Here is a 23,098-nt window from a genome sequence, read left to right as displayed (position 1 = left end):
CCTGACGGGACGGTCGTCGAGCCCGGGGCCACGGTGTCGCTGATCGTGCAGGCCGTGCCCGAGTCGCCGGACGAGTACGCGGCGGTCAGCAGAACCGTCGTGCACTACCGCAGCGGCGGGGACACGTACCGCGAGCCGGTGCTGGTCGAGTACGGGGTCGCACCCGGTGCGCAGTGCTGAACGTGGTGCCGCCGTCGCGCTGGTGACGCTGCTCGCGGCCGCCGGGTGCACCGGCCCTGCCGCCGAGGGCTTGCCGGCAGGGGCGTACGTCGCCGTGCTCAACGCCAGCGCCGCACCGTCCCGCACGTGGGCGAACACCTTCTGCTCGGGTGCGCTGGTGGCCCCGGACCTGGTCGTGACCGCCGCGCACTGCTTGCGCGACGGCCCCCTGCCCGACGTGCTCGTGGGGGAGCATGACCTGTGCGCCGACCCCGTCGCCGGTGAACGCCGCGCCGTCGTGCGACGCCTGCTCGGGGAAGGCCCGGCCGCCGAGCTGGCGTTGCTGCGGCTAGGGCAGCCCGTCACCGCCGACGTCGCGGAGGTCGCGTCGCCCCCCGACATCGGCACCACGACGGTCGCCGTCGGCTGGGGGCGTGTCGACACCGACCAGAGGCGGCCCTGCCAGGCCAAGACGATGCCCCTACGGGTCGTGGACGGCCACGAGTGCACACCGGTCCTCGCCGCCGCCGACGATGCCGACCGCGCACCCGGCCGGTGGGTGTGCATGACCCCGACCGGCACGCAGAACACCTGCATCGGCGACAGCGGATCCGGTGCCTACACCCTCAAGGGCGGGCGCCTCCGTCTGCAGGGCATCACCCTGGGAGGGCTCGGCTGTGGACCCAACGAACCTGGCCTGTACGCGAGCCCCGACGCCGTCGCGGTGCTGCTGCAGCAGGCCGGGCAACCGGGGGCTTCGTAGGCTGGGTCGAGGGCGACATCACCAGCAGCGACTCCGAGAAGGCCCTCGCCGGCACGGTCGGCTCCGCGTACCGCACGCTCGCCGACCCGGCCGTCAGCGCTGGCATGATCGCGATGTCGCCCACGTACACGGTGCAGGACGACCAGGACGTCATCGACCTGGTCAACGGCGGCGAGGTGCACGCGTGGCGCCTGCCGGCCGATGCGCCGTTCAACATGATGGGCGTCGACATGCAGGAGCTTATCGTGTGGCTCGCCGACGGGCACGTGGTCGTCGGGACGCAGGGCACCGGGACGTTCGGGGGCGTGCAGACGACGACCGTGCAGCAGTTCACCGACTGGGGCGTGCCCGTGGTGGTCGAGCCACCGGTGGGGTGAGGCGGGTCGGGGCTCGGCCGGTTTGTCAGCCGGACTGCGCGCCGAAGCCGCCCGCGCCCCACGTCGCCTCGACGCGTGCGCCGTCGTCGAGTGCGACCTCGGCGCAGCCGCGGGTCGTCGCCTGGACCGGCTCGATGGCCGGTCCGGTGTCCGACGGGACGGCCCAGCAGAGCAGGTACGTGCCGGTCAGGTCGGCGGGCAGGTCGAACCGGCCTGACCGCACGGGCTGCCACGTGCCGCCGAGTGCGGTGACGTCGTCGGGGTCGACGGGGGTCTGGAGGCGGTCGAGCGCGTCGCTCGGCCGGGCGTGCAGGAGCGTCCAGCTCGCGTCGTCGTCGGCGGGGAGGGTGAGGACCCAGTCGTCGTCGACGGCGGTGCTGCCGTGGCCTGTGTCGTCGACGGTGCGCAGGGTGCCGCCGGGGGTGGTGGGGGCGCAGCCGGTGAGGGCGGGGAGGAGGGAGAGCGTGGTGGCCGCGACGGCGAGGGTCCGGCCGGGGCGGCGGGTGCGGCGCATCGGGTCCGTCCTGGTGGGGCGTCGGTGGTGGTCGTGCGGGAGCGGGCCTCTGCGGATGGGGACGCGCTCCGGTCCGGGTGGGGCGAGCGTCTCACGGCGGGCCGTGGGCGGGGCCGTGAGCAGTCCGTGTCGTCGCGAGCGGGCTGCTGTGCACGCCGCGGGCAGCTCGCGCGCAGGGGGTGATGGCGCACGCGCGCGTCCTGTCCCGGTAGGCTGGATCGGCGTCGAACGGGCCTTCACTGGCCTGGGCGGCGTTGCACGGGGCCGACGTGAGTGCGGTTTGAGACGGGTGGGGTCTCACCACCGAGTCCCTGACCATGTTCTCGGGAAGCCCCGCGCGCCTGTAGCTCAGGGGATAGAGCACCGCTCTCCTAAAGCGGGTGTCGGCAGTTCGAATCTGCCCAGGCGCACACCGGTATCACCGCAGGTCAGGCGCCGTTTCCTGCTGTAGCAGATCGTGTAGCACCACGACGCTGGGGGCTCGTCGGGTGCTCCCGAATGCACGCCCGTGACCAGGGCTTACAGCCACATCCAGTGACGCGTAGCCCCCAGGGAGCCCCCAGAGATGGCGCCTGACCGAACCCCCGACCAGGTCCGTGCTGCGGCCGCGGCGATGGACCGCGCTCGCGCCGCCGGGCTCCCTGACGACGTCCTGCTGATCATGCTCGCGGCGCGCGAAGCATTCTGGGGCGAGGCCCCCTGGCCCAGCCACACAGACCTCGGTCGGGTCCTCGCCGAGCCCGCAGCGCAGATCGTCGACGAGGTGCTGTGGTGGGCCATCAGGAACCGGATGCGCGGAAGCCGGTAGGTCAGCGGCGGCGGATGTCCGACGCGTCGAGCCACACGCCCTTGGTCTGCCACCGGGGATCGCTGATCTCGACGAGGACGTCGCGGCCGACCCAGTCGATCGCGCGCGTGCTGATCCGGTCCTCACCGTCGTGCTCCCAGACGATGCGCGCGACGACGTCGATCGGCGTGCGGCCGTCGTGCTGCAGCCTCCGCGGCGGGATCGGCCGCTCGTTGAGGATGCGCCGCCACGCGGCGGCCATGTCGGCGTGGCTCGGTCCAGCTCTGTCGGTCACGCGACCATCCCCGTAGCGCGATCTTCCGCCGCGGCTAGCAGCGTCCTAGCGTCGACCCCGTGACCAACCACATTGCCTCCTCCGACTACGAATACCTCGTGGCAGACCCGGAGATCGATGCCGGTGCCGGGGCGAGCCCAGCGACGCGAGTGCCGAGCGGAACGCTGCACGTCGTCGTCGACAGCTCTCCGCGCACTGCGTGTGGGGTGCCTGTGCGACGCCTGCATGACTTCCCTCAGGAGTCCTGGAGCGGGCTGTGGCTCGATGGGGTCTGCGAGCGCTGCACCAGCGTCATCCCGTGGGGTTCCTAGGGTGCGGCATCCTGCGTCCAGCCACTCACCAGCGCGCCCTGGCGCGATCCCACGCTGGTGGCGCCGTCGTGCGCTAGCGGCCGATGCTACGGCCACGGCCGGCCCGAGGTGTTCCCGTACCGCGAGCGCCCCGCACGACGTCGCCGGGCATGACGAACCACCCCCACCCCCGCACGAGGCGGAGGTGGGGCGGCGTCGTGGCTGCGACGGTGGCACGGATACTCATGGCCAGCGCGAATGCTGCTCGCGGAGCACTTCCCGCTGGTACCTTCCAGGGATGCGTACGGGCGAACGTGGTGCTGCCTGATGGGTGGTCTGCCCAAGGGAACGGACGCCAAGAAGGTGTTGCGCGTGCTCCAGAAGGAGTTTGGCTGGACGTACGACAGGGATCATCCAGGCAAGTCGGCGCATGCCACAGGGACGCTCTTCTGCGGTGATGGGTGCCAGACGCCTGTGTGGAGCACCGGCAACAACACGGCTCGAGCCCTCTGGTCGATCGCCCTGCGCTGCCCGCACGGCAACAAGCCCACTCGGAGGCACTGGTGACCTTCACTCGATCACCACTCTGAAGTTGCCACATGCCAACAGGAACCCGCTACCCTTGCGAGACGTAGTCACCACTACGGCTGCAAGCGAGGAGCCCGCCACATGACTACCTTCGCCTTCACGGCGATCGTCTCCGGCCTCGACATCAACGATGGTGCGCAGCTCGACGCCCTCTTCACCGAGCGCTTCGTGCTCCAGCCCTCGATGGTTGACGGCGTCACGTCCATCGATGTCGAGATCGATGCGCCCTCAGGAGAGGCTGCGCTCGGAGTCGTCCTCACTCACATCGCCGAGGTTGGCCTCGGGGTCGTGCGAGTCCTTGAGGATCTCGTCAACGTCCCAGAGATCGCCGAACGGCTCGCGGTCAACCGCGAGACGGTGCGCACCTGGGTCGCTGGCACGCGCGGGCCGGCGGACTTCCCGCCCCATCGGATGGTGGTGGGCAACCAGAAGCTCTGGACATGGTCGTCCGTCCACGCTTGGGCAGATGTCAACCAGCGACTCCCCGAAGCTGGCCCGCTGCCCCTCGACGCCGCTTGCGTGGACTGGCTCAACGGCCGACTCGCACCGCGCCCCGTCGCGGACGCTCGACCGACGATCGTGATCGTCGGTCGCCAGTGGGCGGCTGGATCGTGGACCTCGAGGGCGGCACGGCTTTACACGACGTCCAGTGCTGCCCGCGTCGACGAGTCCTACGCGGCGCGCGACGGAGTGAACTGGAGCTACGAGTGGGGCAAGATGGAGGAGCTCCGTGTCTGAGATCGGTGAGTCACCCCAGGCTCGGGGCGTTGAGACGCTCGAAGAACTAGTCCAGCTGCTCGACCTGGCTGCGGTTCGCTTCTACCAACTCTCCGCCACATGGGACGACACAGGCGACTATCAGGAGCGAACGGAGGACGGGCCCTCGCCCGAGCTGAGCACTGAGACGTCCGGGTCTGACGATTTCGCTGGCGAGTTCAGGACCGCGTTCAGGAAGCGGCGCGAGGGCATCGACTACCGCGTCTCTGTGAGCGTTCCACACGCCAACGGAGAGCTCCTCGCAGATGCGGCCGCGATGTACGTGTCGCCTGAGCCTTTCGACGTCTCGCCCGAGGTGTTGTGTGCCTTCGGCGACATGGTTGCAGCCATGACTGTCCTTCCGTACCTCCGCCAGGCGGTCATGGACCTCAGTGTCCGCGTCACCCCCGAAGAGGTAGTGGTTCTCCCGATCATCCCGCGCGGCGTGATCACCTTCGGCGGCGAACCCGGGGCTGTCGAGGACCCCATCTAGGGTTCCGCGCGCGCTCAGCCGCCCCCTCCCCGCCGTAGCGGAGAGGGGGCGTCGTCGTGCTGGCCTGCGGTCAGTCGGCGAGGTGTCGGGCGCCGACGCGCTGTGCGGCGTCGGTCACGCCGGTCGGGCGCCACAGGCCGTAGTACGTCGACACCGAGATCACGAACGCCGGCAGCGCCGCGAGCAGCGCGACGCCGAGGTCGTACGTCACGGAGGCCTCGATCGCACGGCCGAGCTCGACGAGCAGCGACGTCACCAGGGTCAGCCCGGCCAGCAGCCACGCGCGCACCGACGACGAGGTGACGCGGGTCGTGACGAGCCCGACGACCACCGGCAGGACGAACGCGACGGCGAGGTGCACGACGGTCAGCGGGTCGAGCGTGAACGCGATGACCGGCGCCACGGGGGCCACGGGGGCCGGGTCGATGACCGTGGCCGTGGCCGCGCCGACCGGCACGAGCAGCAGGAGCAGGGTGGCCGCGAGGGCGGCGAGGATGCGGCGGAGCATGGGTGACCTCCCGGTCAGGGTCAGAGGTCGTCGGCGATGGTCGCCGGCGGAGTCGGAGGTGCCGGGATCCCGTCGGGCATGTGCCGGGTGATCCACAGCGTGAGGCGGCGGATGTGCTCCACCGCCGACCAGTACCGGGACCGCCACGCCTGGATCTCCTCGTCCATCTGCGCGATCTTCCGGTCCTGCGCGTCGAGCCGTTCGTCCTGCTTCTGGAGGCGGTCCTCGAGGGGCTTCACGTGCGTCTCGTAGAGCGCCTGCACTAGGCGGTCCCACTCGGCGCCCTGCGCCGCGATCACCGCGGCGTCACCCTCGGCGGCGTCGCGGCGGTTCTGCGCGCGTGCCCGGAGGATCACCCCGAGGCCAGCGAGACCACCGACGGCGCCGACAAGGCCGCCGACCGCGAGGAGCCAGTCCACGACCGTCATCGGCGGCCCCCCAGGTCATGCAGTGCGTCGCGGTACCGCACGATCCGGACCGCGAGCTGGCACGCACGCCACGTCGACCCGACCGCGATCGCGGCCACGCACGCGATCGCGACCGCAGCCCCCACGCCCGAGCGGGCGAAGGTCCCCAGCGCGATCACGTAGCCCGCCGCGGCCGCCGCGAGCGGCATCCGCCCGGTGAGCTCGATGACCCACCCGAGCGGTGCGCGCCACAGCACGCCAGCCAGGGACAGCACAGCGCCGGCGGTGAACACGCACGCCCACCACACGGCGGACGCGTACCCGGTCGACTCCACGATCGACGGCGGGTGCGTCCCGGTCACCAGCACCACGACCCCCGCGCCTGCGGTGGCAGCCAGCAGCGACACCGTGTCCGGGGTCCGCTCGACGCGACGACGGTCCGGCATCACGCACCCCCGAGCAGGCGCGCGGCCGCGCGCAGCGGCGCGAGCGCGACCCACACGACGAGCAGGCACCCGAGGTAGATGCCGGCCGCCGCGCACACGAGCGCGACGGCCGCCACGGCCAGGCGGCGGGTCACCGCAGGGTGCCGGCGTTGAGGCGGGCCTGCATCTCGCGCACGACCGAGGACACCGGGGAGATGACGCCGTCGTCGGGGGTGCCGAGGCGGCGCTGCAGCGCGGTGATCGTGCCGGGCCCGCAGAGGCCGTCGTCGCTCACGCCGAGCCACCGCTGCATCGCCCGGATGAGCTGCGACCCGGTCTTGGTGCGGTCGAAGTGCGCGGCGTACAGGTGCTCGTTGTGCCGCGAGCGCCACTGGTGGGAGACGACACCGTCGACGGTCGTGCCGAACACGGCCTGCAGCGCGCGGGCCGTGGCCGCACCCCACATGCCGTCCTCGAGCAGGCCCGAGGCGGGCGCGGACGGCGACGGCGCGGGGCCGGGCGGCGGGGCGGGCAGCGCCATCGCCTCGGCGTAGGCCGACAGGAACAGCGTCCAGTCGAACGCCACGCCGGGGTCGGAGCGGCGGCCGGTGTCGATCTCGCCGTGACCGATGAACCCCGGCACGCGCGCGAGGGCCTGCGCGCGGGTGATCCGCACCGCCGGGACCGTGACCCCGTACTGGTCACGCAGGACCCGCGCGTGCTGCGCCGCCGCCTCGGCGAGGTTCCGGACGATCGCGTGCCGGCGCTCGGTCGGGATGCCGGCCCAGCCCGCGGCGCGCACCGCCGCGCTGATCCCGACGGCCCATCGGTTGGTGCTGGTCTCGTGCCACGTCTCGGCGTGCGTCGGGGCCAGGGACACGATCGAGTCGGAGTCGACCAGCGAGTGGTACGACCCGGCGTCCGTGCGGCGCAGCAGCCACTCCGCGACGGTCTCCGCACTCGGGTCCGGGCCGATGAGCGTGGGCGTGTGCTCGGCGGTGTGCACGACCATCGTGCCCGACGGGCGCGTGCCGCCGCGGCGCGGGATGCCGTACTGCTTGCGGGCCTGCGGGCGATCGAGGAGCAGGTAGCCGGTGGACATGGGGGACCTCCTGGGTCGGCTGCCCGTACCGTCCCCTGGGGGGTGCCACACGCCTGTCTTGCGGTGTCACACGCCTCGCTGCCGCTGCCGAAGGGGCCACGACCCCGAGTGCATGCCGTGCTGCCGCTGCCTCAGCGGCCACGTGTCCGTCCCAGCCGGGGACTGCCGCTGCCGCAGCCGCCACATCCCGGACGCCGGCGTGATGATGCGGTACCGGGGCGGGCGGTACAGGCACGTGATCTCGGAGACGACCGCAGAGACCAGCCCTTGCACGAGGCGCCCGAGGTCGGTCGCCGACGGGCTGCTCGGCGCCGCGGGCGCGGGAACGCCGAGCGTTTCCCACGAGGTCGTCAGGATGAACGCGCGCGCCCCGTCGAACGGCGCCGACGCCTGCCCGGTGAACTCGACCGCGCCCTCGCCGACGGAGGTGCTCGCCGACGCTAGGATCGGCCCGGACGCGGCCGCGAGCGTCGGCATGGTCTGCGGGGTCTGCTCGGCCGGGGACTGCCCGTCCAGCAGGGCTGCGCGGCGCAGGTACGCGCTCATCGGCTGCCCGAGCACGGGGTCGCCGGCCGGCACGCGCTCGGTCGCCGCGACCGCGAGCGCGGAGAACGTCGCGACGGGGTCAGCGAGGTACTGGCCGTCGTCGTCGTACTCGACGACACCGCCGGGCGGCACCGAGCCTGGCGGGATGCGCGGGTACGTGGGGGTGGGGTTGAGCCACAGCACGGCGCGCCGCAGCTCGAGGCCCTGGGTGGGTGCGGGGTCGCTCGAGCGCCAGCGGCGGCCGGTGGCCGCGTGCGACTGGAACCCGACGCCGGTGACCGAGGCCAGGCCGCGCGGGACGCCGGCAGCCGGGGCGATGATGTCTGCCCAGGTCCAGCCGTCCGGGTTGTTGTACGGGCCGACGCCGCCGGTCGCGGTCGTCGCGGTCCACACCGTGCCCGAGGTGCCGCTGAACGCGACGGGCACGGGCTGGTCCGGAGGACGTACCCAGGGGCCGATGCCCATCAGTCCACCCCGGGCCAGAAACGGCCCTGCACGAAGCAACTCCCGGACGCGATGATCGCTACCCACAGCCACGGTGCCTGTGTGGACACGTAGTCCCACGAGGCGTCGTCCAGGAGACGGCCGGTCACAGGCGCATCGGTCTCCCCGTCGGGGTCCGTGTACTCGCCGGGGTAGTACCCGGCCGGCTGGTTCTCCCAGCCCCACGACATCAGGAGCCCGGCCGCGTCGAGGTCGTCGGCCTTCTCGGACCACGGGTTCTCGTCGGCCGACAGCGGGTTGCCGGCGAGGGTGAGGAGTCGCGCCGCGGTGATGGGTCGGTCGAACACCGCCACCGAGAAGGGCCGGGCCGGGCCCGACGTCGTCAGCTCGGTACGCACGATCGACCCGTACGCCCCGAACGGCACGCGGATCACCGACCACAGGTTCGAGAACAGCGCGAACCGCGGGACGTGCCCCGCCGGGGACTCCGCGTCGAACGTCGCGCGCGCCTCGGTCAGGGAGCCCTTGTTGGGGCGCTTCTGGTACGCCTTCGCTGGGTCGGTCGCGTTGCGCTCCCGCTCCCGGATGGCGTCGAGCATGGGGAAGTCGCGGGCGTTCGTGTCGACGGTCAGGCCGACCGAGTCCTCGGCGTAGTCGACCTGGGCGACGTGGACCTTGAGGTCCTCCCCGCGGAAGCCGCGGATGATGCCGTTCGAGCCCTCCCGGATGAGGTACCTCGACGTCTCCTGAGGGTCGGCTTCGAAGACGACTCGCCCCACCCAGCCCGGGTTGATCGCGCGCGCCAGGTACTCGCCGGCGGCACGCACGCCCTCGGCCTTGTCGACGCCCTGCCCGTAGTCGAGCTTCTCCTCGACCCGCAACACAGCCGGGTCGTACTCGGGGTTCGGCCCCAGGTCGGCGCCGTCCGGCCCGTACAGACGCGGCATGACGTTCGGGGCGAACGCGATCGGCAGGTAGAAGCACTCGAGCGTGCCGGTGTTCGAGCCGGTGCCGAACGTGGCCGCCCAGGTCTGTGGGCCGACCGTGCCATCGCGCTGGATGCCCGCAGCCGCCTGGACCGCCAGCGTCCGCTGCCGGTCCGACTGAGAGAACCGCCCCGTCACGGGCTGCCCGACGCGCGCCTGCCAGTCCGACACGCCGCGGCCAGTCGTCGTCTGCGCATCGGTCGTCCCGACCCGGAAGAACCGGCTGGGCGCCATCGGGAACAGCGGCGTCGTGTCCGGCCTCCAGTTCGGGTACATCGCGTTCCGCCACCGGCCGCCGTCGTTACCGATGCCCTCCCCGTAGATGACGTTCGGTGCCTTCGTCCAGTCCTGCGTGAGGTCGATCTGCACGCCCCGCTGCCCGTTGTGGATGGTCCACGAGACCGTGTCGGTGTCCTTCAGGCGAAGCACCGGGCTCCGGACGTCGCACGCCACGGTCCACTGCCGACCGCCGGTCACCGCTGTGGCGAGGATCTGCTGCAGGTACCCGGTGACGCGTGGCTCCCACCCGCCGAGGACGGACGTCAGGCACCCGGTCACTACGGGAGCGAGCGCGTCGTGGCGGCGAGACACGGCGGAGTTCAAGACCTCCGCGACGACGTCGCCGATGTCCCTGGGCTGCGTCAGGAACGCCGGCTGCCGCAGCTGCAGGTCGGTCGTGTAGAGCGCGCCGACGCACTCGATGGTGAAGAGGCCGGTGTCTGCGCGGTGCCCGAACGTCCCGATGACACCGGCGAACAGGTCACCAACGCCCCCGCCTGTCCGGGCGATGCGGATGTCCACGGACGCTCCGGGGACGCACCAGTCCGGGAGACGGTGGAACGGCGTGATCTGCGGGACCTGGATCGTCGCAGCCGCGGACCCGAAGGGCTCCGTCCTCGTCCACGACGGCACCGGCAGCGGGGCGCCGTCGAGGTAGGTGATGTCGACGCCCTCGACGACGACCTGGATGCGGCCCACCTGCTCGCGGATGACCTGCGACGGCGTCCATGCGACCGGGTTCCCACGTCCGTCCAGGTCGGGCGAGGGCATGACCTCAGAGACGCGCCACAGCACTGGGTCCGGGACCCCCGGCGGCGGCGCCTGCGGCTCGGGCAGCGGCGGCGGCGTCACCGCGCCGCCCGGGGTGCCAGCGGGCAGCTCAGGGATGGGCGGATCGCCGACCATGACGGTGGCGGTGCCCGTGATCGTCCACGACCCGGCCGCGCCCTCGTGTGTGGGTGCCTCGATGCCGGTGGCGGCGTAGATGTCCTGCGTGAAGGCGTAGGGGTCGGTGACGCCGTCACGCACCTCGACGAGCGCGACCTGCGTGTTCCGCAGACCGGTGCGCAAGTACCCCTCGGCGATCTCGACGGGCGGGTACCACGTGCCCGACGTCGCGGCGGCCTGCTCGCCGTCGACGTGCAGGCGGACGGCCAGGGTGCTTCCGTCGGCCGTCCACGACACGACCAAGACGCGCCACACGTCGTCGTCGACCGGACCCGGCAGCGCGTAGAACGCCACCTGCCCGTCGACCGACGCCAGCACGTCGCCGGACGACATCAGCAGCAGCTGCAGCGCCGTCGACCAGTTCGAGCGCGCCAGGAGGATCTCGAACGGGTCGAGGGCCGCGCCGCCGGGCGGGACGCGCAGCGCGATGCCGAGGGCGCCGTCTGCCGGCAGGCCCCAGGTGCCGGTCAGGACCGCGGACTCCTCGTCGTCGTCCAGCACGACCGCCTGCACCGGACCCGTCAGGTCCAGCGACGCGCCCGCCCCGGTCGACGCGAGCTCGGCTGCTCCCGGAAGCGGCCACGTCGTGACCCGCCCACCGGTCTGCGGCAGGGTGCCCGGCAGCCACGCGAACCCAGCCACGTCAGGCCGCCACGAACACGAGGGCACCGGGCTCGAACGCGAGCGCCTCGTCCTCGTCCGGCGTCACCGGCGCCCCGAGGGCCGCGGCGACGACGAGCGTCCCGTCGACGGCGGCATCGAACAGGCCGACGCCGCGCAGCGTGCCCCACCCGTCGCCCGCCGCACCCGCGTCGATCGCCACGACGTTGGAGACGCCGTCACCGGACGGACCCCACACCTCGTGCGTGACCGACGTCCCCGACATGGCGATCAGCCCGCCCGAGCCGTCGAGCCAGCCCAGCCACAGCACCGCGGGGATCAGTTCCGAGTGCGACGGTCCGAGGACCGCCTGAACCGCACGCGAGCGGTACGCCTCGCCGATCACAGGTCACCTCCGCGATTCGTCACGCGGCATCATCACGACCCCGGTGTCACACGGGCGCGATCGGGATCGACAGCGTGACCTCCTGCCATCCCCGCATCGCCCGGAACTTCTCCAAGGGCGCGGACGAGTCGGCCGGCTCGCACGTGTACGTCGTGAAGTGGCCGTCCACGTACACGGTCACCTGGTGCTCGAGCCGCTGCACGTACGCCAGCAGCGACCCGAGGCGGTTCTGCGCCGCGACGTACGTGGCGCCCTTGCAGCGGATGACGATGTCCAGGGACGTCGTCTCGAGGACCGCGCCCAGCAGCACCCGGCCGTGCATGTAGGGGCCCTCGGCGGTCCGGCGCCGCCACGTCCGGTCGCCGACCGTGACGGTCACGAGCTCGTAGTCGGGGCCCTCAGTGATCGTGAGGTCCGGGCTCCCGTGGAACGTCACGCGCGCGTCGAGATCAGCCACGGTTGCCTCCGAAGATGTTCCGCTGCTGGCGGGTGCGGTCCCCGTACAGCCCGAGGGAGCCCGCGTCGACGACGTAGGCCTTCTGCACAGTCACGGGGGAGTACCGCTCGTGCGTCGACGACACGGGGACGGTGACGACCTGCGGGATGCCGCCGTTGGCGAACCCGCCCAGGTAGCGGCCCATCGCCTCCCGCACGCCTCCCACCCCCGCGGTCCGGGCGATGCGGTTCATCATGTGCACGAAGTCCGGGCCCACGGCTCGCGTCCACTCCGGGCGCATGATCGCCTCACCACCCGAGACGCCGATGTACCCGACGTCCCGGCCCGGGGTGTACCCCGGGAAGATGCCGCCTGTCGCGTACCCGCGGGTGGGCCCCCCGGGAACCCGGAAAGACCCGTCCGCGAGCGGCTGGAACTGCGACGCGTCGGAGAACCCCGCCAGGAACGACAGACCGAACTGCTGGCCGACGTTGTAGATCCGCTGCGGGTCCTGACCCAGGGCGTTCGCGATCTCCTGGATCGTGCTCGCCGACCCCTCCTTCGCCGCGACCTGCATCCCGAGCAGCAGGTTCGCCCCGAGCTGCAGCCCCGGCGCTTCGAGCGCCGACTGGTTCACCTTCGCCTGAGCGGCGATCTCGCTCGAGAGGGCGTCGATCGTCGTGCGCGCCTCGTTCGTGAAGTCCACGAGCGACGGGTCACCCAGGAGCGCCTTCCGGGCCTCCGCGGACGCCTCCGGGCCAGCGGCGTACAGCGCAGCGAGGTCCGTCGAGTTGAGGCCCTGCTCCACCAGCGACTTCATGTCGTCGTTGAACGACCGGGTCTCGTCGATGATGCTCTGGACTTGCTTGCGGTACTGCGCCACGGGGTCCCGGCGCGCCTCGACATCCCGCAGGTCCGACGTCGCCGACGCGAGGGACTTCCGCGCCTCGGTGACCGCCTCGTCGGCCTTCACCTTGTCGTTCGCGGAGACCTTCTTCCGCGAGTACGTGTCCTCCCGGTCGGCCTCCTCGTTGCGGACCTTCCGGGTCGCCTCCGCGACCTTCTCCCGCGCCGCGGCGAGGTCGTCCTCGGTCGACAGGTTCAGGTCGAGCGTGCCGAACGCCGCCTGAGACGCCTTGCGCGCCGACTCCGTCGCGGAGTCGATCGACTTCTGCTGCTCATCGGACCACTCGCGCATCGCCGAGATGTTCTGCGTGATCGCGTCCGTGCTCGCCTCGGTCGCCTCAGCGTCAGCCGTGCCGGCGCGAGCCCGCTGCTCCTGCGCCTTCTGCGCCTGCTCGAACGCGCTCCGCTGCTGGAGGACCTTGACGCGGATCTCGTCGAGAGCGTTCCAGTCCTTGGAGTCCGCGGTCCGGTGCATCTCCTCGAGCATCGCGATGTACGCGTCGAACTCCTTGCGGGGCCCGACGATCGTCTTCCCGACCTCCTCGAGCGAGAGCCCGAGGCCCTCCACGGCGTCGGCCGCGGAGTCGTACCCGGACTGCCACTTCTGGAACCAGCCCCAGTCCGCGTTGTCCCCGGAGATGAGGTTCTCGATCGCGATCTTGCTCGCTGCGCTCTGCGCCCGATCCCCGACCTCCTCGACAGCCTGCGCGTAGGAGTCGGCTCGTGCCTTCGCGTCCGCTGCCGCAGCGGCGAACGCGGTCACGGCGGTGGTCACGGCGACGATCGCGAGCCCCACCGGGCCACCGAAGGCACCCAGCAGGGCGGACTTCGTCGCTGCGCCGAACACGACCATCCGTGCCGTGTTGACGTTGACCTGTCGTCCGAGAGCAGCCTGTCGGTCCATCGCCTGGCCGACATTCGCCTGGTAGGTCCGCCACAGAGCCCTCGCGCCCAGCCACGCCGCTTGCGCGCGGCCCTGGACGTTCAGCAGTCGCATGGCCACCGCCGTGGCGGACAGGGCGAGTGCCGTGCTCTGGACCGGGCCCGGGAGTTCGCCGAACCATCTGGCTGCCTTCTCCACGAACCCGAGCCCACCCTGGACGGTCCGCACGAGGTCGAGGAACGCGGGGATGAACGTCTTGGTGACCTCACCGGCGGCGTTGCGCATCGAGGTCCGGAACGAGTCGATCGTCGCGGTGATCCCGCCGGACTCCTTCACCTGGGCCATGAACCCACCGAAGGCAGCCGTGGTGCCGTTGATGCCGGTCGTGCCCTCGTTGATGCCCTTCACCAGGCCGTCGATCGCCTGCTCGGCCGGGATCAGCCCGGCCGTGACCATCTTCTGGTACTCGAGGGTCGTGACGCCGGCCTGGTTCGCGAGGATCGCCAGGCCGTTGATGCCGATCTCGTTGAGCTGCAGCAGCTCCTCGGACTGCAGGCGGCCCTTGGCATTGATCTGCCCGAGCGCACGGGACAGGCGCTCGACGCCCTCGGTGCCCTTGCCCATGAGGGTCGCGGCGTCACCGACGGCGGTGAGGATCGGGATGATCTGCTCGGCGTCGAACCCGTACGACAGGAGCTTCTGCGCCTGGTCCGTGAGGTCGGTGAACGCATACGGCGTCTGCTTCGCGAACGTGAGGATGTCCGCGAGGAACGTTCTGGCCTTCGCGGCGCCGCCGAGGAGGTTCTCGAGCGCGATCGTCGAGTTCTGCTGGAACTCGTTGAAGCCCAGGCCCAGGTCCCAGACCTGCTTGGAGAGGACCGCGAGCCCACCGAACCCGGCGACACGTCCCAGGGTCCCTGCGACGCCCGAGAGCGAGTTCTTCGTGCGGGTCGCGGACCGCTCGACCTCGTCGGCCGAGTCACGAGACGCCTTCGCGGCCTGCTTCTCCGCAGCCTCGACGCGGCGCATGTACTCGGTGAACGAGTCGGCCCTCGTCTTGTTCGACCGGGTCGTGCGAGACGCCTGCGCCTGCATGCCGGCGGCCGACTGCTCGAGCGCGGTCGCGGCCCGGTTCAGCGCCTCCACCGAGGCGTTGGAGAACTGGCTGACGAGCTGGGCGCCGGCGGCGAGCTCCTGCCGGAGCCCGGCGATGTCACCGGTCAGGCGGACGCCGAGCGTGTACGCGTCACCGAGGGACACGGCGCACCTCCGTGAACCAGCCCACCGTCATGTCCGGTGCGGCGTCCTTCAGTCGCTCGTCGAGCTCGTGCTCGCGCGCGCACGCCGCGCAGTAGACGCGGTGGATGTCGACGGCGTCCGGGTCAGTCATCGCCTCACGAGGGTGGCGACCGGCGGGGCAGACATCGGCGTGGCGGATGTGCCGGGCGATCGCAAGGTCCTGCGAACGCTCGGGCCAGTCCAGGAAGGCGTCGTGCGAGATCCCGAGGTCGGCGCATACCTCGACCTCCAGCGCGAGGAGCGGGTCGCGGGCGAGCGCATCGACCGCCCACGTGTGGTCGGGAACCAGGTCGCGCAGGGCGCGCTGGTACGCGGTGAGCGCGTCCCTCTCCCCGCCGGTCTCCCACACGTCCGGGTCGCCGCCGGCCGCGGCGATCACAGCCTGCGCGAACTCGTCCGTGGGCTCTGCGGGGTCGACGGCGGGGTGGGTGAACCGCAGGTCCGCCCACACCCGCCGCGTCCCCTGCGCCATCAGGACTGCACCGTCACCGCGGCGCCGATGAGCAGGGAGACCTCGCCCTCGGACCACGCGTCCGAGGTGAGGATGTCCTCGACCTGCGCCGCCGACAGACGCGGCTCGTACGACGCGTCACGCAGCAGCGGGGCCGCGATCGAGTCGAGGTCGAACAGCTCGTCCTTGTTCTTCGACGGGTGCGCTGCCTTGAGCGCGCGCCACGCCTTGAACCCGAGCGGGCGGAACGAGTACACGGTGGCGTGCTCGTTGAGGGCGGCCTGTGCCTTCGTGTAGGCGGCCTCCAGGTCGGCGAGCTCGGCCATGTCCGCGTCGTAGACGGCCTGCGGCGCGTCCGCGTCGGGGTGCATGGTCTGGTGCTGGCGGACCCGGGCGTTGAACGTCTCGAGGAGCGTCTGCGACCGCGCGTCGAGGGTGCGCTTCGCGTCGAGGACGGCCTGCTCGATGGCGGGGTCCGTGACGATCGGGACGGAGACGGTGCGGGGCTTCTTGTCCACGGTGGTGCCTTCCTGTGGGTGTGGTGGCGCCCGCCCACCCCGGGGCGGCATGGGTGGGCGGGCGCAGCGCGGGGTCAGGCCTGGACGGCGCCCTTGCGCAGGGCGTGCGACGCGGCGAACGTGATGCCGACCGTCGACGCGGCGGCGTCGAGGGTGAGCGTCGGGACCTGCGCGGACACGACCTCGCGCTGCCAGTAGCACTTGTCCCCGACGGCGGGGGCCTGCGTGTGCAGGAAGAACACGAGCGTGCCCTCGGCCCCCGGGGTCAGCGTGTCGAGGACCTCCTGCCGCAGCAGCGCCAGGGAGTCCGTGCCGTCGTCGTCGACCACGGTGAGCGTCGGCGTGCCGAGCGTCTCCTCACCGGCGATCTGGATCGGCGTGCGCGAGCGCAGGATCGGGACGTTGATGTTGTTCGGGGTCGTCTCGAGCCCCGACACACCGGTCGTGGAGTCCGTCAGGTCGAGGACGTCGGGGTCCGCGAGCTGCTCCTCGGTCGGGCCCAGGGGACCGACCTCGATGTCCGCGGGCAGCCAGTACGCGCTGCCCGTACCGCGCCACATGTACAGGGCCATGTGTGTACCTCCGGGGTCAGGCAGCCGTGTCGCTGCTCCCCGGATGGTCAGGCGGGGGGTGCCACTCGGTACTGCCAGCCCAGGCGGAACGTCTCGACCCACGTGTGCACGCCGCCAGACGTCTCGACGTGCCCGTCCTGCTGTGACGTGGGCACGTCGAACACGTACCCGGCGGCGTCCAGCGGGTACACGGCGCCGCCGCGGCGCCGGGACGTCAGGACGTCGCGCACGTGGTCGCCAGCCAGGCGGCAGCCCTCGCGGGTGGTGTCGCGGATCGTGACCTGGATGAGCATCGTGGAGCGCTCGGGGGCGCCCATCGTGACCCACTGCGGGTCCGGGGTCGTGACCGGGTCGATGACGACCTCCCTGGACACGGGGGTCGTGCCGTCGGCGAGGGATCCGCCGTCCAGGGACACCGCGTACAGGGGCGGCATCTCGACCGTGAGCAGGGTCCGAACGGCTTCCAGCGGGACGCGGGTGCGGGTCAGGCTCACTGCGACCTCCTCACGGCGCGCGCGAGCGCGGCGGCCATGTCGGCCTCGAAGCGGGGCCGGTACTGCTCGACGGCGGGACGGACGTGCGGGTACGGCGGCTGGGCGTACCGGCGGCCGAGGGAGTCGACATCGGTGAACCCGTACTCCAGGCGGGGGCCCTGCGGGGACCGTGTCGACACGAGCGCCACCACGGCGCCGGCGGCGTCACGACCGGTCTGCACAGCCCACGACCGCCGGTAGTCGCCGGTGGCGACGTTCGGGCCGGGACCGGTGCCGGGGATGTGCGGCGCCCCGGGCTTGTGCGACCCGGTCGCCGCGTTGCGGCGGATCTGCGTCAGCAGCGCCAGCGCGGAGTCCGTGACGACGCGGGACACCTCGTCCTCTGCCGCGACCGCGAGGGAGTCGAGCGGGACGGACCCGTACACCTCGACCTTCACTGCGCCGGCCCCGGCCGCGCGAACACGAGCAGCACCGCGCCGGCCGACGACACGGTGTGCCCGAGGACCTTCGCGTCCATGCCCGGCAGGTGCAGGTCCCGGGACGCCTCGACGACGACCCACGCCCCGACCGGAGGCGGCGTGACGTCGGGCGCCAGGACGACCTTCCAGTCCCCGGGCCGCAGCTCGACACCCGGCACGGGGTCGGTCGTCGCGTTGACGTTGCCCGCGGGGACGACGAGCGCCGGGTGCGTGCCGAGGGCCGTGGTGGTGACGGTGTCGCGGAGCGTGTCGGGGGCCCGAGTGGTCACACGGGTCTCCAGGCGCACGGTGGTGCCGCCGGTGCGGACCGCGTCACGCACCAGCGCCTCACCGATCGCGAACAGCGGGCTCAGGTCAACCATCGGCGAGCTCCACGATGACGTCGAGGGTGGTCTGGTAGGGGTCGGCCCGCGGCGTGATGCGAAGGCGCTGCTGCACCCGAGCCGCGACGTCTGTGGCGTCGAGGCGGCGCAGCGCGGCGACCGCAGCCTGGTCGATCTCCTGCGCGGTGGGGTCGCGCACGATCTGCACGACGCCCTCCGCGGTGATCGTGCCGGCGCCCGTGACCCAGGCCGTGAGCGTCGGGATCTGCCCCTCGCCGATCTCCAGCACAGCCCGGACGGCCTCGACCTCCTGACCGTCGACGAGGATCGCGTGCTCACCCGGCTGCGCGGTGATGGCGATCGATGCGAGGCTCATGCGGGGATCGTCACCCCGCTGGTGCCACCTGGTGTCGTGCGAGCGTCGCGGCATGCCGGCGGGCCGCCGCGGTGTTCGGCAGGACGTCGAACCCGACCGACGCGGTCGCGCGCTCCGGGGTGAGGGACAGCCCGGTTGTGCCAGTCGCCGCGGCCTGCGCCTCGACGGCGGCCCGCCACACCGCCTCGTCGGTGGGCCGCGTGGCGTCCGCGCGTCGCGCGTGGTCCGCGCTGCGGATGTCCGGGCGCGGGGATGTCGACCGGCGGCAGTTCGGGTGCGAGATCGGGTGGGCGCGGGCGTCGTCGAGGTCGACGATCAGCCCGTCGGCCTTCCGGGGGTCGTCATGCGACGTCCACCCACACCCCGGGCCGTCCATGACCTCCCACCACACCACCCCGAGCCGGTTGCCCTGGCTCAGACCGCCCTCCTGGTAGGCGATCGCGGTCTTCGTGCGCATCACCATGTCCGCGTACACCGGCAGCGACACCGCGCGCCCGTCGCGGTAGATCACGGCCACGATGCCGCGGTCCGCGAGCTGCTGCGCGAGCGTGCGACCCGCCTGCGTCGCGGTCTGCCCGAGGTACACCTTCGAGCGGACCTGCTGGCGGACGAGGTCCCGGACGACGATCTTCACGTCCTCGCGCATCCCCTTGGTCGCCGCCAGGAGGTCGCTCATCGTGTCCTGCGCGAGCGCGGTGATCGCGTCGACGTCGACCGCAGCGAACGTCGCGCCGCCGCCCGCGGTGAGGGCCGTGGCCCACGCCCCGACCTCGTACGCCGTGCGGGTCCCACCGAGGACGTGCCGGGCGGCGATCGTGTCCGCGCGGCCGATGAGGGCCTCGACGTCGCGCAGCACGGCCCGCGCGCGCTGCTGCCGTACCGTGACCCGCAGCGACGCGACCTCGTCCGCGAGGGCGACCAGCAGCGCGAGGACCTCGTCGTACACCGCCTGCAGGTCAGCGACGAGGGCCGTCGTGAGGTCCTCGAGCTCGCGCGGCTGCGTCACCGGTACCGGTCCGGCCGGCGGATCAGGCCGACGGACATCCCGGACGACGACCCGTTGGCGGCGGCGATCTGCGCCTCGAGGTCCGTGATCGCCTCGGTGAGGGACTTCGTGTCCGCCGTCGCCAGGCCCACGGACAGCACCCCGTCGAGGGCGAACGTCTTCGCCGACGACCCGCCGGCGGCGGCGTTCGCGCGGCGCCGGTAGAGGACCCTCAGGGCGACCTCCTGCCAGCGCGTCGCGTCCTCGGCGTACAGGTACAGGGTCGTGTCGTCGGGGGTGTCACCGACGTAGTCCCGCACCCGCTCGAGGTCACGCTGCGACAGGTCCATGCGGGCATAGTGCTGGCAAGGGTGCAGTTCATTGCGGCTCGGGTTCTCAGGACGTGGGCTCGCCTCGGGCGCTACGGTCACGAGCCATGAGCTCGCACCCTGCACCGACTCCGGCAGAGATCTGGCGTCGCCCTGCCACCGTCGCCGACCTCACGGCCTACCGCAGTCTCAAGGATGATCAGCGACTTGAGCGACGGCTGGTGGCTCAGCAGACCGCGGAAACGGCAGAGCGCGTGTTCCATCGAGCCTGGGTCGGCCCCGTGCTGGCCATCATCACGTTCAGCGTGGGTGCACTAGCACTTGTGTGGGAGAGCCCGATCTACGAAGACATCAGGGCTCTCCGCAACGTAGGGCCTGTCGTCGTGACGGTCCTACTCGGCCTGTTGATGTTCGCGTCCTGGGCGTTGCTCAGAATGGGCCGTCGCTACGAGATTGAGTTGGCGAATGCGCGCACATGGGTGACTGGGTACGCCGAGATGGAGACGCGCATCGCCACCGAGCAGGCGCCAGTCCGGCGCCGCTGGAGGCGGTAGTCGACGACGCCTTCTGTGCGGTCCTACGCCTGCGTGACGACGAGCGCGCCACCGTCGGTCACTGTGATCCCGAAGCGGTTGCCGTTCGGTGACCGGAGGATGACCCGGCTCGCGTCCGACGTCATGCTGCTGTACAGACGGAGGTCGGTCGCGTTGACTCGGCACTCATCCTCGGCCTCGGTGCTCGCCTGTGCGCCGAGAGCGATCGAGCGCGCGTACTGCGCCTCGGCGTAGTCGCCGATCGCAACCGCGCTCTCCGCTGTGTGGATGGCGTTGCTGGCTCGCGCGCCCGATCCAACCGCGACACCACTGGTGTCGGCCGTAGCCGAGTCGCCGAGCGCCACGGAGTACGTGCCGTGAGTCGCGGCGTAGCACCCGACGACCGTCGTCGCGCGTCGCTCGTCGCCCGCGGCGGCAGCGGATGCCCCGTCGCCGATGAGGGTCACGGTCGTCTGCCCGTTGGCGTCGATGGACGCGCCGGTCGGGAGCCACACGCCCGGGTTGTCGTCGGGGTCCAGTGCGGCGGCGTCCCACGCGCGCAGCGTCGCGCTGGTCGTGTCGAGCCACAGGTCCCCCGGCTGAGGGGCCTCGGGAGGCGTGTCCTGCACCGAGATCCCGCCCCCGCCCCCGCCCGCCACCGGCTGCCACGACCAGGCGCCTGCACCGTCGGCCGTCGGCACACGACCCGCCGAGACACCCGTCGCGTCCAGCCCGCCCGGGTCGCCGGGGTCACCCTTCGGGCCGCGCAGCGAGGTCAGCCACTCGGCCTCCGTCCCGGTGAAGCCCCGCGCGACCGCGACGTCGTACGCCGACGCTCCGTCCGCGCCCGCGGGGCCGTCCGCGCCGTCCGGTCCCGCGGGTCCGGTGAGCGACTCGAGCGGCACGAGGTCCGCCCACGCACCGCCGGTCTGCCGCCACTGCACGAAGCCGCCCGCGGTCCGCAGCTCGACCGACCGTCCGTCCGGCCCAGGCGCACCGTCGGCCCCGTCACGCCCGGGCTCGCCGTCGGTGCCGTCCCTGCCGGGGGCGCCGTCCTGCCCGGGCGGCCCCTGCAAATCGGCCAGCGGCACGAGGTCGACCCACGCGGTGTCACGGACGTACCGCCACTGCACGAACCCGGCGGCCGCGCGCAGCTCGACCTCACGGCCCGGAGCGCCGTCCACGCCGTCGGCACCGGGGTCACCACGCGGGCCGACGACGACCGGGATCTCGACGACCTCGACAGGAGGCTGCACGACCTCCACCACGTCGGTCATCGCGTCACGTCCGCGCTCACGAGTACCTCACCCATCACCAGTCGCACGACCTCTCCATTCGGCGCCACGAGCTCGAGGTCCCAGGCGCCCTTCGCCCGCGCAGGGCTGTTCCACGCGGGCTGTTCCGTCTCCGAGTGGTGCACGTGCAGGGTCACGAACCCGTCCGCGTCGAGGGTCAGGGTCGACCCGTGGTCGGTCGGGGCCTCGGTGGTGACGGACAGCCACACGTCGCCACCCGGCCGCGGACGCACCTGCGCGCGCCCCGCCCACCCCGTCAGGTCCACGTACTCCACCGGGGCGTCCGGGGCCGCCCGGGTGCCGTACCGGTAGCGGTACGTGTTGTCCGACCCCTGCGACACCACCAGGTCCCCCACGGGGGACTGCACGAGCGCGGCACGACCCTGCGCCATCAGGCACCTCCGGTACGGGACGGCCCCCACCCCGTGCAGGAGTGGGGGCCGTCCATCAGCGGTCAGAGACCGGCGTCGTCGTCCTCGTCGGGCTCGACGTCGATCGCGATGCGACCCTCGGGCGTCGTGGCCGGCTCGAGGACCTCCGCGACGAAGAGGCCGTTGATGTCGCCGGCGACGACCAGGCCCGTGGCGTTCGCCTTGGACCAGAGGTTCACCGGGTCCGTGGTCTTCCACGCCGACGCCGTGATCTTCGGCGCCACCGTCGACACCTGGTCGACCGCGTTCGACCCGAGGAGCGTCAGGCCCTCCGCGGTGTCACCCCACTGGAACTCCGCGACCGTGCTCGTCACGAGCGCGATCTTGTTGTCCGGGGTGACGCGGGCCCCGCCGACCTTCGCGTCCACGACGAGCAGCGGAGGCAGGCCGTACTCCGCGCGGACGGCGTCGCGCACCGCCGGGGTGACCCGGCCGGTGGTGACGTTCGCCGCGGCGACGTACTGCCGGTTCGTCAGCATCGCTCGGGCGATGCGGGACGAGACGACGGCCCGCACCACGGTCTCCTGGGTCTCGTCCTGCACCTGCTCGACCCACGCGAGCTCGAGGTCGATGATCGGCGCGTCCGGGTCGGACCACGCGTCGCCGACGTCGGCCAGGTCGAGGTTGTGGTCCGCCGGGAGCCCGAAGTCGGCCTCCTGGATGAACCCGTTCTCCTCGATCTGGACGCCGCCCGTGAACAGGAACTGCCCGCGGAGCTGCAGCGCCCGGTTCAGGATCGACGCCACGTTGTTCTCCGTGTCGTCGTACAGCGCTGCGATGACGTCCTTGAGGTCCGAGTTGTCGGCGAGGTACCGGTCCAGGATCTCCAGCTCCCGCAGGGGGAGCTTCTGGCCCAGCGGCGCGAGCTCGACGGACTCGACCGTCGCCGCGACCGGGCGCCGGCCGATGGGGGTCTCCGCGTCGAACGACCGGAACTTCGCGGCCGTCGTAGTGCGGCTGACCCGCGTGACGCGGGACCGGCGGCCCCGGATGACCCGGTTCGGGATGACCTGCACCAGCGGGTCGACCTCCCGCGCCGCGAGCTGCCGCGCGAACACGGTCAGGTCGGCCGGGGGCAGCGCCTCGAAGAGGATCTCGCTCATGATCGTCGTCCT

31 protein-coding genes and 1 tRNA gene are annotated in these 23,098 nt (G+C 72.1%); 8 read left to right on the top strand and 24 right to left on the bottom strand.

The genetic code is table 11. The features are described 5' to 3' along the window. The 3 genes from J7523_RS13720 to J7523_RS13710 all read left to right on the top strand — a co-directional run. The coding region (locus J7523_RS13720; RefSeq protein WP_291887538.1) for a hypothetical protein at positions 1-180 on the top strand (180 nt) is incomplete at its 5' end. Then, entirely contained in the window at positions 167-922 is a 756-nt protein-coding gene (locus J7523_RS13715) for a trypsin-like serine protease (RefSeq protein WP_291887535.1), read from the top strand. The genes J7523_RS13720 and J7523_RS13715, both read left to right, overlap by 14 nt. Positions 923-1,035: 113 nt before the next feature. Further along, a complete protein-coding gene (locus tag J7523_RS13710) occupies positions 1,036-1,299 on the top strand; it encodes a hypothetical protein (protein WP_291887533.1) in 264 nt (87 codons plus the stop codon). A 25-nt stretch (positions 1,300-1,324) separates the two neighbouring features. Here the strand turns inward: J7523_RS13710 and J7523_RS13705 are convergent, their stop codons facing one another. Beyond that, the gene (locus J7523_RS13705) at positions 1,325-1,813 is read right to left on the bottom strand and encodes a hypothetical protein (protein WP_291887530.1); all 489 of its coding nucleotides are present in this window, start codon (positions 1,811-1,813) and stop codon (positions 1,325-1,327) included. 337 nt (positions 1,814-2,150) lie between these two features. On the opposite strand from J7523_RS13705, the gene J7523_RS13700 reads away from it, so the two are divergent. Both J7523_RS13700 and J7523_RS13695 read left to right on the top strand, forming a co-directional pair. Next, a tRNA-Arg gene (locus J7523_RS13700) sits at positions 2,151-2,223 on the top strand. Positions 2,224-2,378: 155 nt separating this feature from the next. Then, a complete protein-coding gene (locus J7523_RS13695) occupies positions 2,379-2,621 on the top strand; it encodes a hypothetical protein (protein WP_291887527.1) in 243 nt (80 codons plus the stop codon). A 1-nt stretch (position 2,622) separates the two neighbouring features. Here the strand turns inward: J7523_RS13695 and J7523_RS13690 are convergent, their stop codons facing one another. Continuing rightward, a complete protein-coding gene (locus tag J7523_RS13690; RefSeq protein WP_291887524.1) occupies positions 2,623-2,895 on the bottom strand; it encodes a hypothetical protein in 273 nt (90 codons plus the stop codon). Between the two features lie 959 nt (positions 2,896-3,854). Between J7523_RS13690 and J7523_RS13685 the strand changes: the two genes are divergently transcribed. Together J7523_RS13685 and J7523_RS13680 are read left to right on the top strand one after the other, a co-directional pair. Further along, positions 3,855-4,511: a hypothetical protein gene (locus J7523_RS13685; protein WP_291887522.1), complete on the top strand. Its 657-nt coding sequence runs from the start codon at positions 3,855-3,857 to the stop codon at positions 4,509-4,511. Beyond that, on the top strand, positions 4,504-5,022 hold the full coding sequence (locus tag J7523_RS13680; RefSeq protein ID WP_291887519.1) for a hypothetical protein: 519 nt from the start codon (positions 4,504-4,506) through the stop codon (positions 5,020-5,022). The genes J7523_RS13685 and J7523_RS13680 overlap by 8 nt, the downstream gene beginning before the upstream one ends. A gap of 70 nt (positions 5,023-5,092) precedes the next feature. Here the strand turns inward: J7523_RS13680 and J7523_RS13675 are convergent, their stop codons facing one another. The 19 genes from J7523_RS13675 to J7523_RS13585 form a co-directional block, all read right to left on the bottom strand. Next, positions 5,093-5,530, bottom strand: a complete 438-nt coding sequence (locus tag J7523_RS13675) for a hypothetical protein (RefSeq protein WP_291887516.1) — start codon at positions 5,528-5,530, stop codon at positions 5,093-5,095. Between the two features lie 20 nt (positions 5,531-5,550). Further along, on the bottom strand, positions 5,551-5,958 hold the full coding sequence (locus J7523_RS13670) for a hypothetical protein (protein WP_291887513.1): 408 nt from the start codon (positions 5,956-5,958) through the stop codon (positions 5,551-5,553). Then, complete coding sequence (locus tag J7523_RS13665; protein ID WP_291887509.1) at positions 5,955-6,383, bottom strand: hypothetical protein; 429 nt, start codon at positions 6,381-6,383, stop codon at positions 5,955-5,957. Before J7523_RS13665 ends, J7523_RS13670 begins: the two co-directional genes overlap by 4 nt. After that, positions 6,383-6,517 (bottom strand): hypothetical protein, encoded by a 135-nt coding sequence (locus tag J7523_RS13660; protein WP_291887506.1) that lies wholly within the window; start codon positions 6,515-6,517, stop codon positions 6,383-6,385. Before J7523_RS13660 ends, J7523_RS13665 begins: the two co-directional genes overlap by 1 nt. Then, a complete protein-coding gene (locus J7523_RS13655; RefSeq protein ID WP_291887503.1) occupies positions 6,514-7,464 on the bottom strand; it encodes an N-acetylmuramoyl-L-alanine amidase in 951 nt (316 codons plus the stop codon). Before J7523_RS13655 ends, J7523_RS13660 begins: the two co-directional genes overlap by 4 nt. A gap of 66 nt (positions 7,465-7,530) precedes the next feature. Then, a complete protein-coding gene (locus J7523_RS13650; RefSeq protein ID WP_291887501.1) occupies positions 7,531-8,475 on the bottom strand; it encodes a hypothetical protein in 945 nt (314 codons plus the stop codon). Next, positions 8,475-11,309, bottom strand: a complete 2,835-nt coding sequence (locus J7523_RS13645) for a hypothetical protein (protein ID WP_291887499.1) — start codon at positions 11,307-11,309, stop codon at positions 8,475-8,477. Before J7523_RS13645 ends, J7523_RS13650 begins: the two co-directional genes overlap by 1 nt. Before the next feature lies 1 nt (position 11,310). Next, positions 11,311-11,673 (bottom strand): hypothetical protein, encoded by a 363-nt coding sequence (locus tag J7523_RS13640; RefSeq protein ID WP_291887496.1) that lies wholly within the window; start codon positions 11,671-11,673, stop codon positions 11,311-11,313. 46 nt (positions 11,674-11,719) lie between these two features. Then, a complete protein-coding gene (locus J7523_RS13635; protein WP_291887493.1) occupies positions 11,720-12,130 on the bottom strand; it encodes a hypothetical protein in 411 nt (136 codons plus the stop codon). Beyond that, positions 12,123-15,158, bottom strand: coding sequence for a tape measure protein (locus J7523_RS13630; RefSeq protein WP_291887491.1), 3,036 nt, complete (start codon positions 15,156-15,158; stop codon positions 12,123-12,125). The genes J7523_RS13635 and J7523_RS13630 overlap by 8 nt, the downstream gene beginning before the upstream one ends. Next, entirely contained in the window at positions 15,145-15,669 is a 525-nt protein-coding gene (locus tag J7523_RS13625; protein WP_291887488.1) for a hypothetical protein, read from the bottom strand. Before J7523_RS13625 ends, J7523_RS13630 begins: the two co-directional genes overlap by 14 nt. Continuing rightward, the gene (locus tag J7523_RS13620; protein ID WP_291887486.1) at positions 15,669-16,166 is read right to left on the bottom strand and encodes a hypothetical protein; all 498 of its coding nucleotides are present in this window, start codon (positions 16,164-16,166) and stop codon (positions 15,669-15,671) included. The genes J7523_RS13625 and J7523_RS13620 overlap by 1 nt, the downstream gene beginning before the upstream one ends. Positions 16,167-16,240: 74 nt before the next feature. Further along, positions 16,241-16,738 (bottom strand): hypothetical protein, encoded by a 498-nt coding sequence (locus J7523_RS13615; RefSeq protein WP_291887483.1) that lies wholly within the window; start codon positions 16,736-16,738, stop codon positions 16,241-16,243. 47 nt (positions 16,739-16,785) lie between these two features. Next, the gene (locus tag J7523_RS13610) at positions 16,786-17,232 is read right to left on the bottom strand and encodes a hypothetical protein (RefSeq protein ID WP_291887480.1); all 447 of its coding nucleotides are present in this window, start codon (positions 17,230-17,232) and stop codon (positions 16,786-16,788) included. Beyond that, positions 17,229-17,669 carry a hypothetical protein gene (locus J7523_RS13605; RefSeq protein WP_291887477.1) on the bottom strand — a complete coding sequence of 147 codons (441 nt, stop codon included), beginning with the start codon at positions 17,667-17,669 and terminating at the stop codon, positions 17,229-17,231. Before J7523_RS13605 ends, J7523_RS13610 begins: the two co-directional genes overlap by 4 nt. Next, a complete protein-coding gene (locus J7523_RS13600; protein ID WP_291887475.1) occupies positions 17,666-18,073 on the bottom strand; it encodes a hypothetical protein in 408 nt (135 codons plus the stop codon). The genes J7523_RS13605 and J7523_RS13600 overlap by 4 nt, the downstream gene beginning before the upstream one ends. After that, the gene (locus J7523_RS13595) at positions 18,066-18,410 is read right to left on the bottom strand and encodes a hypothetical protein (RefSeq protein WP_291887473.1); all 345 of its coding nucleotides are present in this window, start codon (positions 18,408-18,410) and stop codon (positions 18,066-18,068) included. Before J7523_RS13595 ends, J7523_RS13600 begins: the two co-directional genes overlap by 8 nt. Positions 18,411-18,420: 10 nt before the next feature. After that, positions 18,421-19,416, bottom strand: coding sequence for a phage minor capsid protein (locus tag J7523_RS13590; protein ID WP_291887470.1), 996 nt, complete (start codon positions 19,414-19,416; stop codon positions 18,421-18,423). After that, entirely contained in the window at positions 19,413-19,745 is a 333-nt protein-coding gene (locus J7523_RS13585; RefSeq protein WP_291887467.1) for a hypothetical protein, read from the bottom strand. The genes J7523_RS13590 and J7523_RS13585 overlap by 4 nt, the downstream gene beginning before the upstream one ends. Before the next feature lie 86 nt (positions 19,746-19,831). Here J7523_RS13585 and J7523_RS13580 point away from each other — a divergent pair, with 86 nt between their 5' ends. Then, on the top strand, positions 19,832-20,278 hold the full coding sequence (locus J7523_RS13580) for a hypothetical protein (RefSeq protein ID WP_291887465.1): 447 nt from the start codon (positions 19,832-19,834) through the stop codon (positions 20,276-20,278). Positions 20,279-20,301: 23 nt separating this feature from the next. Here J7523_RS13580 and J7523_RS13575 read toward each other — a convergent pair whose 3' ends face one another. The 3 genes from J7523_RS13575 to J7523_RS13565 all read right to left on the bottom strand — a co-directional run bounded on the left by J7523_RS13575 (position 20,302) and on the right by J7523_RS13565 (position 23,086). Continuing rightward, positions 20,302-21,534, bottom strand: a complete 1,233-nt coding sequence (locus tag J7523_RS13575) for a hypothetical protein (RefSeq protein WP_291887462.1) — start codon at positions 21,532-21,534, stop codon at positions 20,302-20,304. Continuing rightward, positions 21,531-21,944: a hypothetical protein gene (locus J7523_RS13570; protein ID WP_291887458.1), complete on the bottom strand. Its 414-nt coding sequence runs from the start codon at positions 21,942-21,944 to the stop codon at positions 21,531-21,533. Before J7523_RS13570 ends, J7523_RS13575 begins: the two co-directional genes overlap by 4 nt. A gap of 62 nt (positions 21,945-22,006) precedes the next feature. Then, entirely contained in the window at positions 22,007-23,086 is a 1,080-nt protein-coding gene (locus tag J7523_RS13565; protein ID WP_291887455.1) for a major capsid protein, read from the bottom strand. Positions 23,087-23,098: the final 12 nt, after the last annotated feature.

Source organism: Cellulomonas sp., assembly GCF_017744555.1.
In the GTDB taxonomy this organism is placed as follows: Bacteria; Actinomycetota; Actinomycetes; order Actinomycetales; family Cellulomonadaceae; genus Cellulomonas.
Note: the sequence above shows the minus strand (reverse complement) of the source record. Positions and strands in the feature narration are given on the sequence as shown.

Coding starts and splice junctions, on each gene's coding strand:
- J7523_RS13655 (WP_291887503.1), bottom strand. CDS start 7,464: ATGTCCACCGGCTACCTGCTCCTCGATCGCCCGCAGGCCCGCAAGCAG.
- J7523_RS13705 (WP_291887530.1), bottom strand. CDS start 1,813: ATGCGCCGCACCCGCCGCCCCGGCCGGACCCTCGCCGTCGCGGCCACC.
- J7523_RS13580 (WP_291887465.1), top strand. CDS start 19,832: ATGAGCTCGCACCCTGCACCGACTCCGGCAGAGATCTGGCGTCGCCCT.
- J7523_RS13625 (WP_291887488.1), bottom strand. CDS start 15,669: ATGGCGCAGGGGACGCGGCGGGTGTGGGCGGACCTGCGGTTCACCCAC.
- J7523_RS13695 (WP_291887527.1), top strand. CDS start 2,379: ATGGCGCCTGACCGAACCCCCGACCAGGTCCGTGCTGCGGCCGCGGCG.
- J7523_RS13575 (WP_291887462.1), bottom strand. CDS start 21,534: ATGACCGACGTGGTGGAGGTCGTGCAGCCTCCTGTCGAGGTCGTCGAG.
- J7523_RS13615 (WP_291887483.1), bottom strand. CDS start 16,738: ATGGCCCTGTACATGTGGCGCGGTACGGGCAGCGCGTACTGGCTGCCC.
- J7523_RS13600 (WP_291887475.1), bottom strand. CDS start 18,073: ATGGTTGACCTGAGCCCGCTGTTCGCGATCGGTGAGGCGCTGGTGCGT.
- J7523_RS13675 (WP_291887516.1), bottom strand. CDS start 5,530: ATGCTCCGCCGCATCCTCGCCGCCCTCGCGGCCACCCTGCTCCTGCTG.
- J7523_RS13595 (WP_291887473.1), bottom strand. CDS start 18,410: ATGAGCCTCGCATCGATCGCCATCACCGCGCAGCCGGGTGAGCACGCG.
- J7523_RS13685 (WP_291887522.1), top strand. CDS start 3,855: ATGACTACCTTCGCCTTCACGGCGATCGTCTCCGGCCTCGACATCAAC.
- J7523_RS13585 (WP_291887467.1), bottom strand. CDS start 19,745: ATGGACCTGTCGCAGCGTGACCTCGAGCGGGTGCGGGACTACGTCGGT.
- J7523_RS13565 (WP_291887455.1), bottom strand. CDS start 23,086: ATGAGCGAGATCCTCTTCGAGGCGCTGCCCCCGGCCGACCTGACCGTG.
- J7523_RS13650 (WP_291887501.1), bottom strand. CDS start 8,475: ATGGGCATCGGCCCCTGGGTACGTCCTCCGGACCAGCCCGTGCCCGTC.
- J7523_RS13670 (WP_291887513.1), bottom strand. CDS start 5,958: ATGACGGTCGTGGACTGGCTCCTCGCGGTCGGCGGCCTTGTCGGCGCC.
- J7523_RS13710 (WP_291887533.1), top strand. CDS start 1,036: ATGTCGCCCACGTACACGGTGCAGGACGACCAGGACGTCATCGACCTG.
- J7523_RS13665 (WP_291887509.1), bottom strand. CDS start 6,383: ATGCCGGACCGTCGTCGCGTCGAGCGGACCCCGGACACGGTGTCGCTG.
- J7523_RS13570 (WP_291887458.1), bottom strand. CDS start 21,944: ATGGCGCAGGGTCGTGCCGCGCTCGTGCAGTCCCCCGTGGGGGACCTG.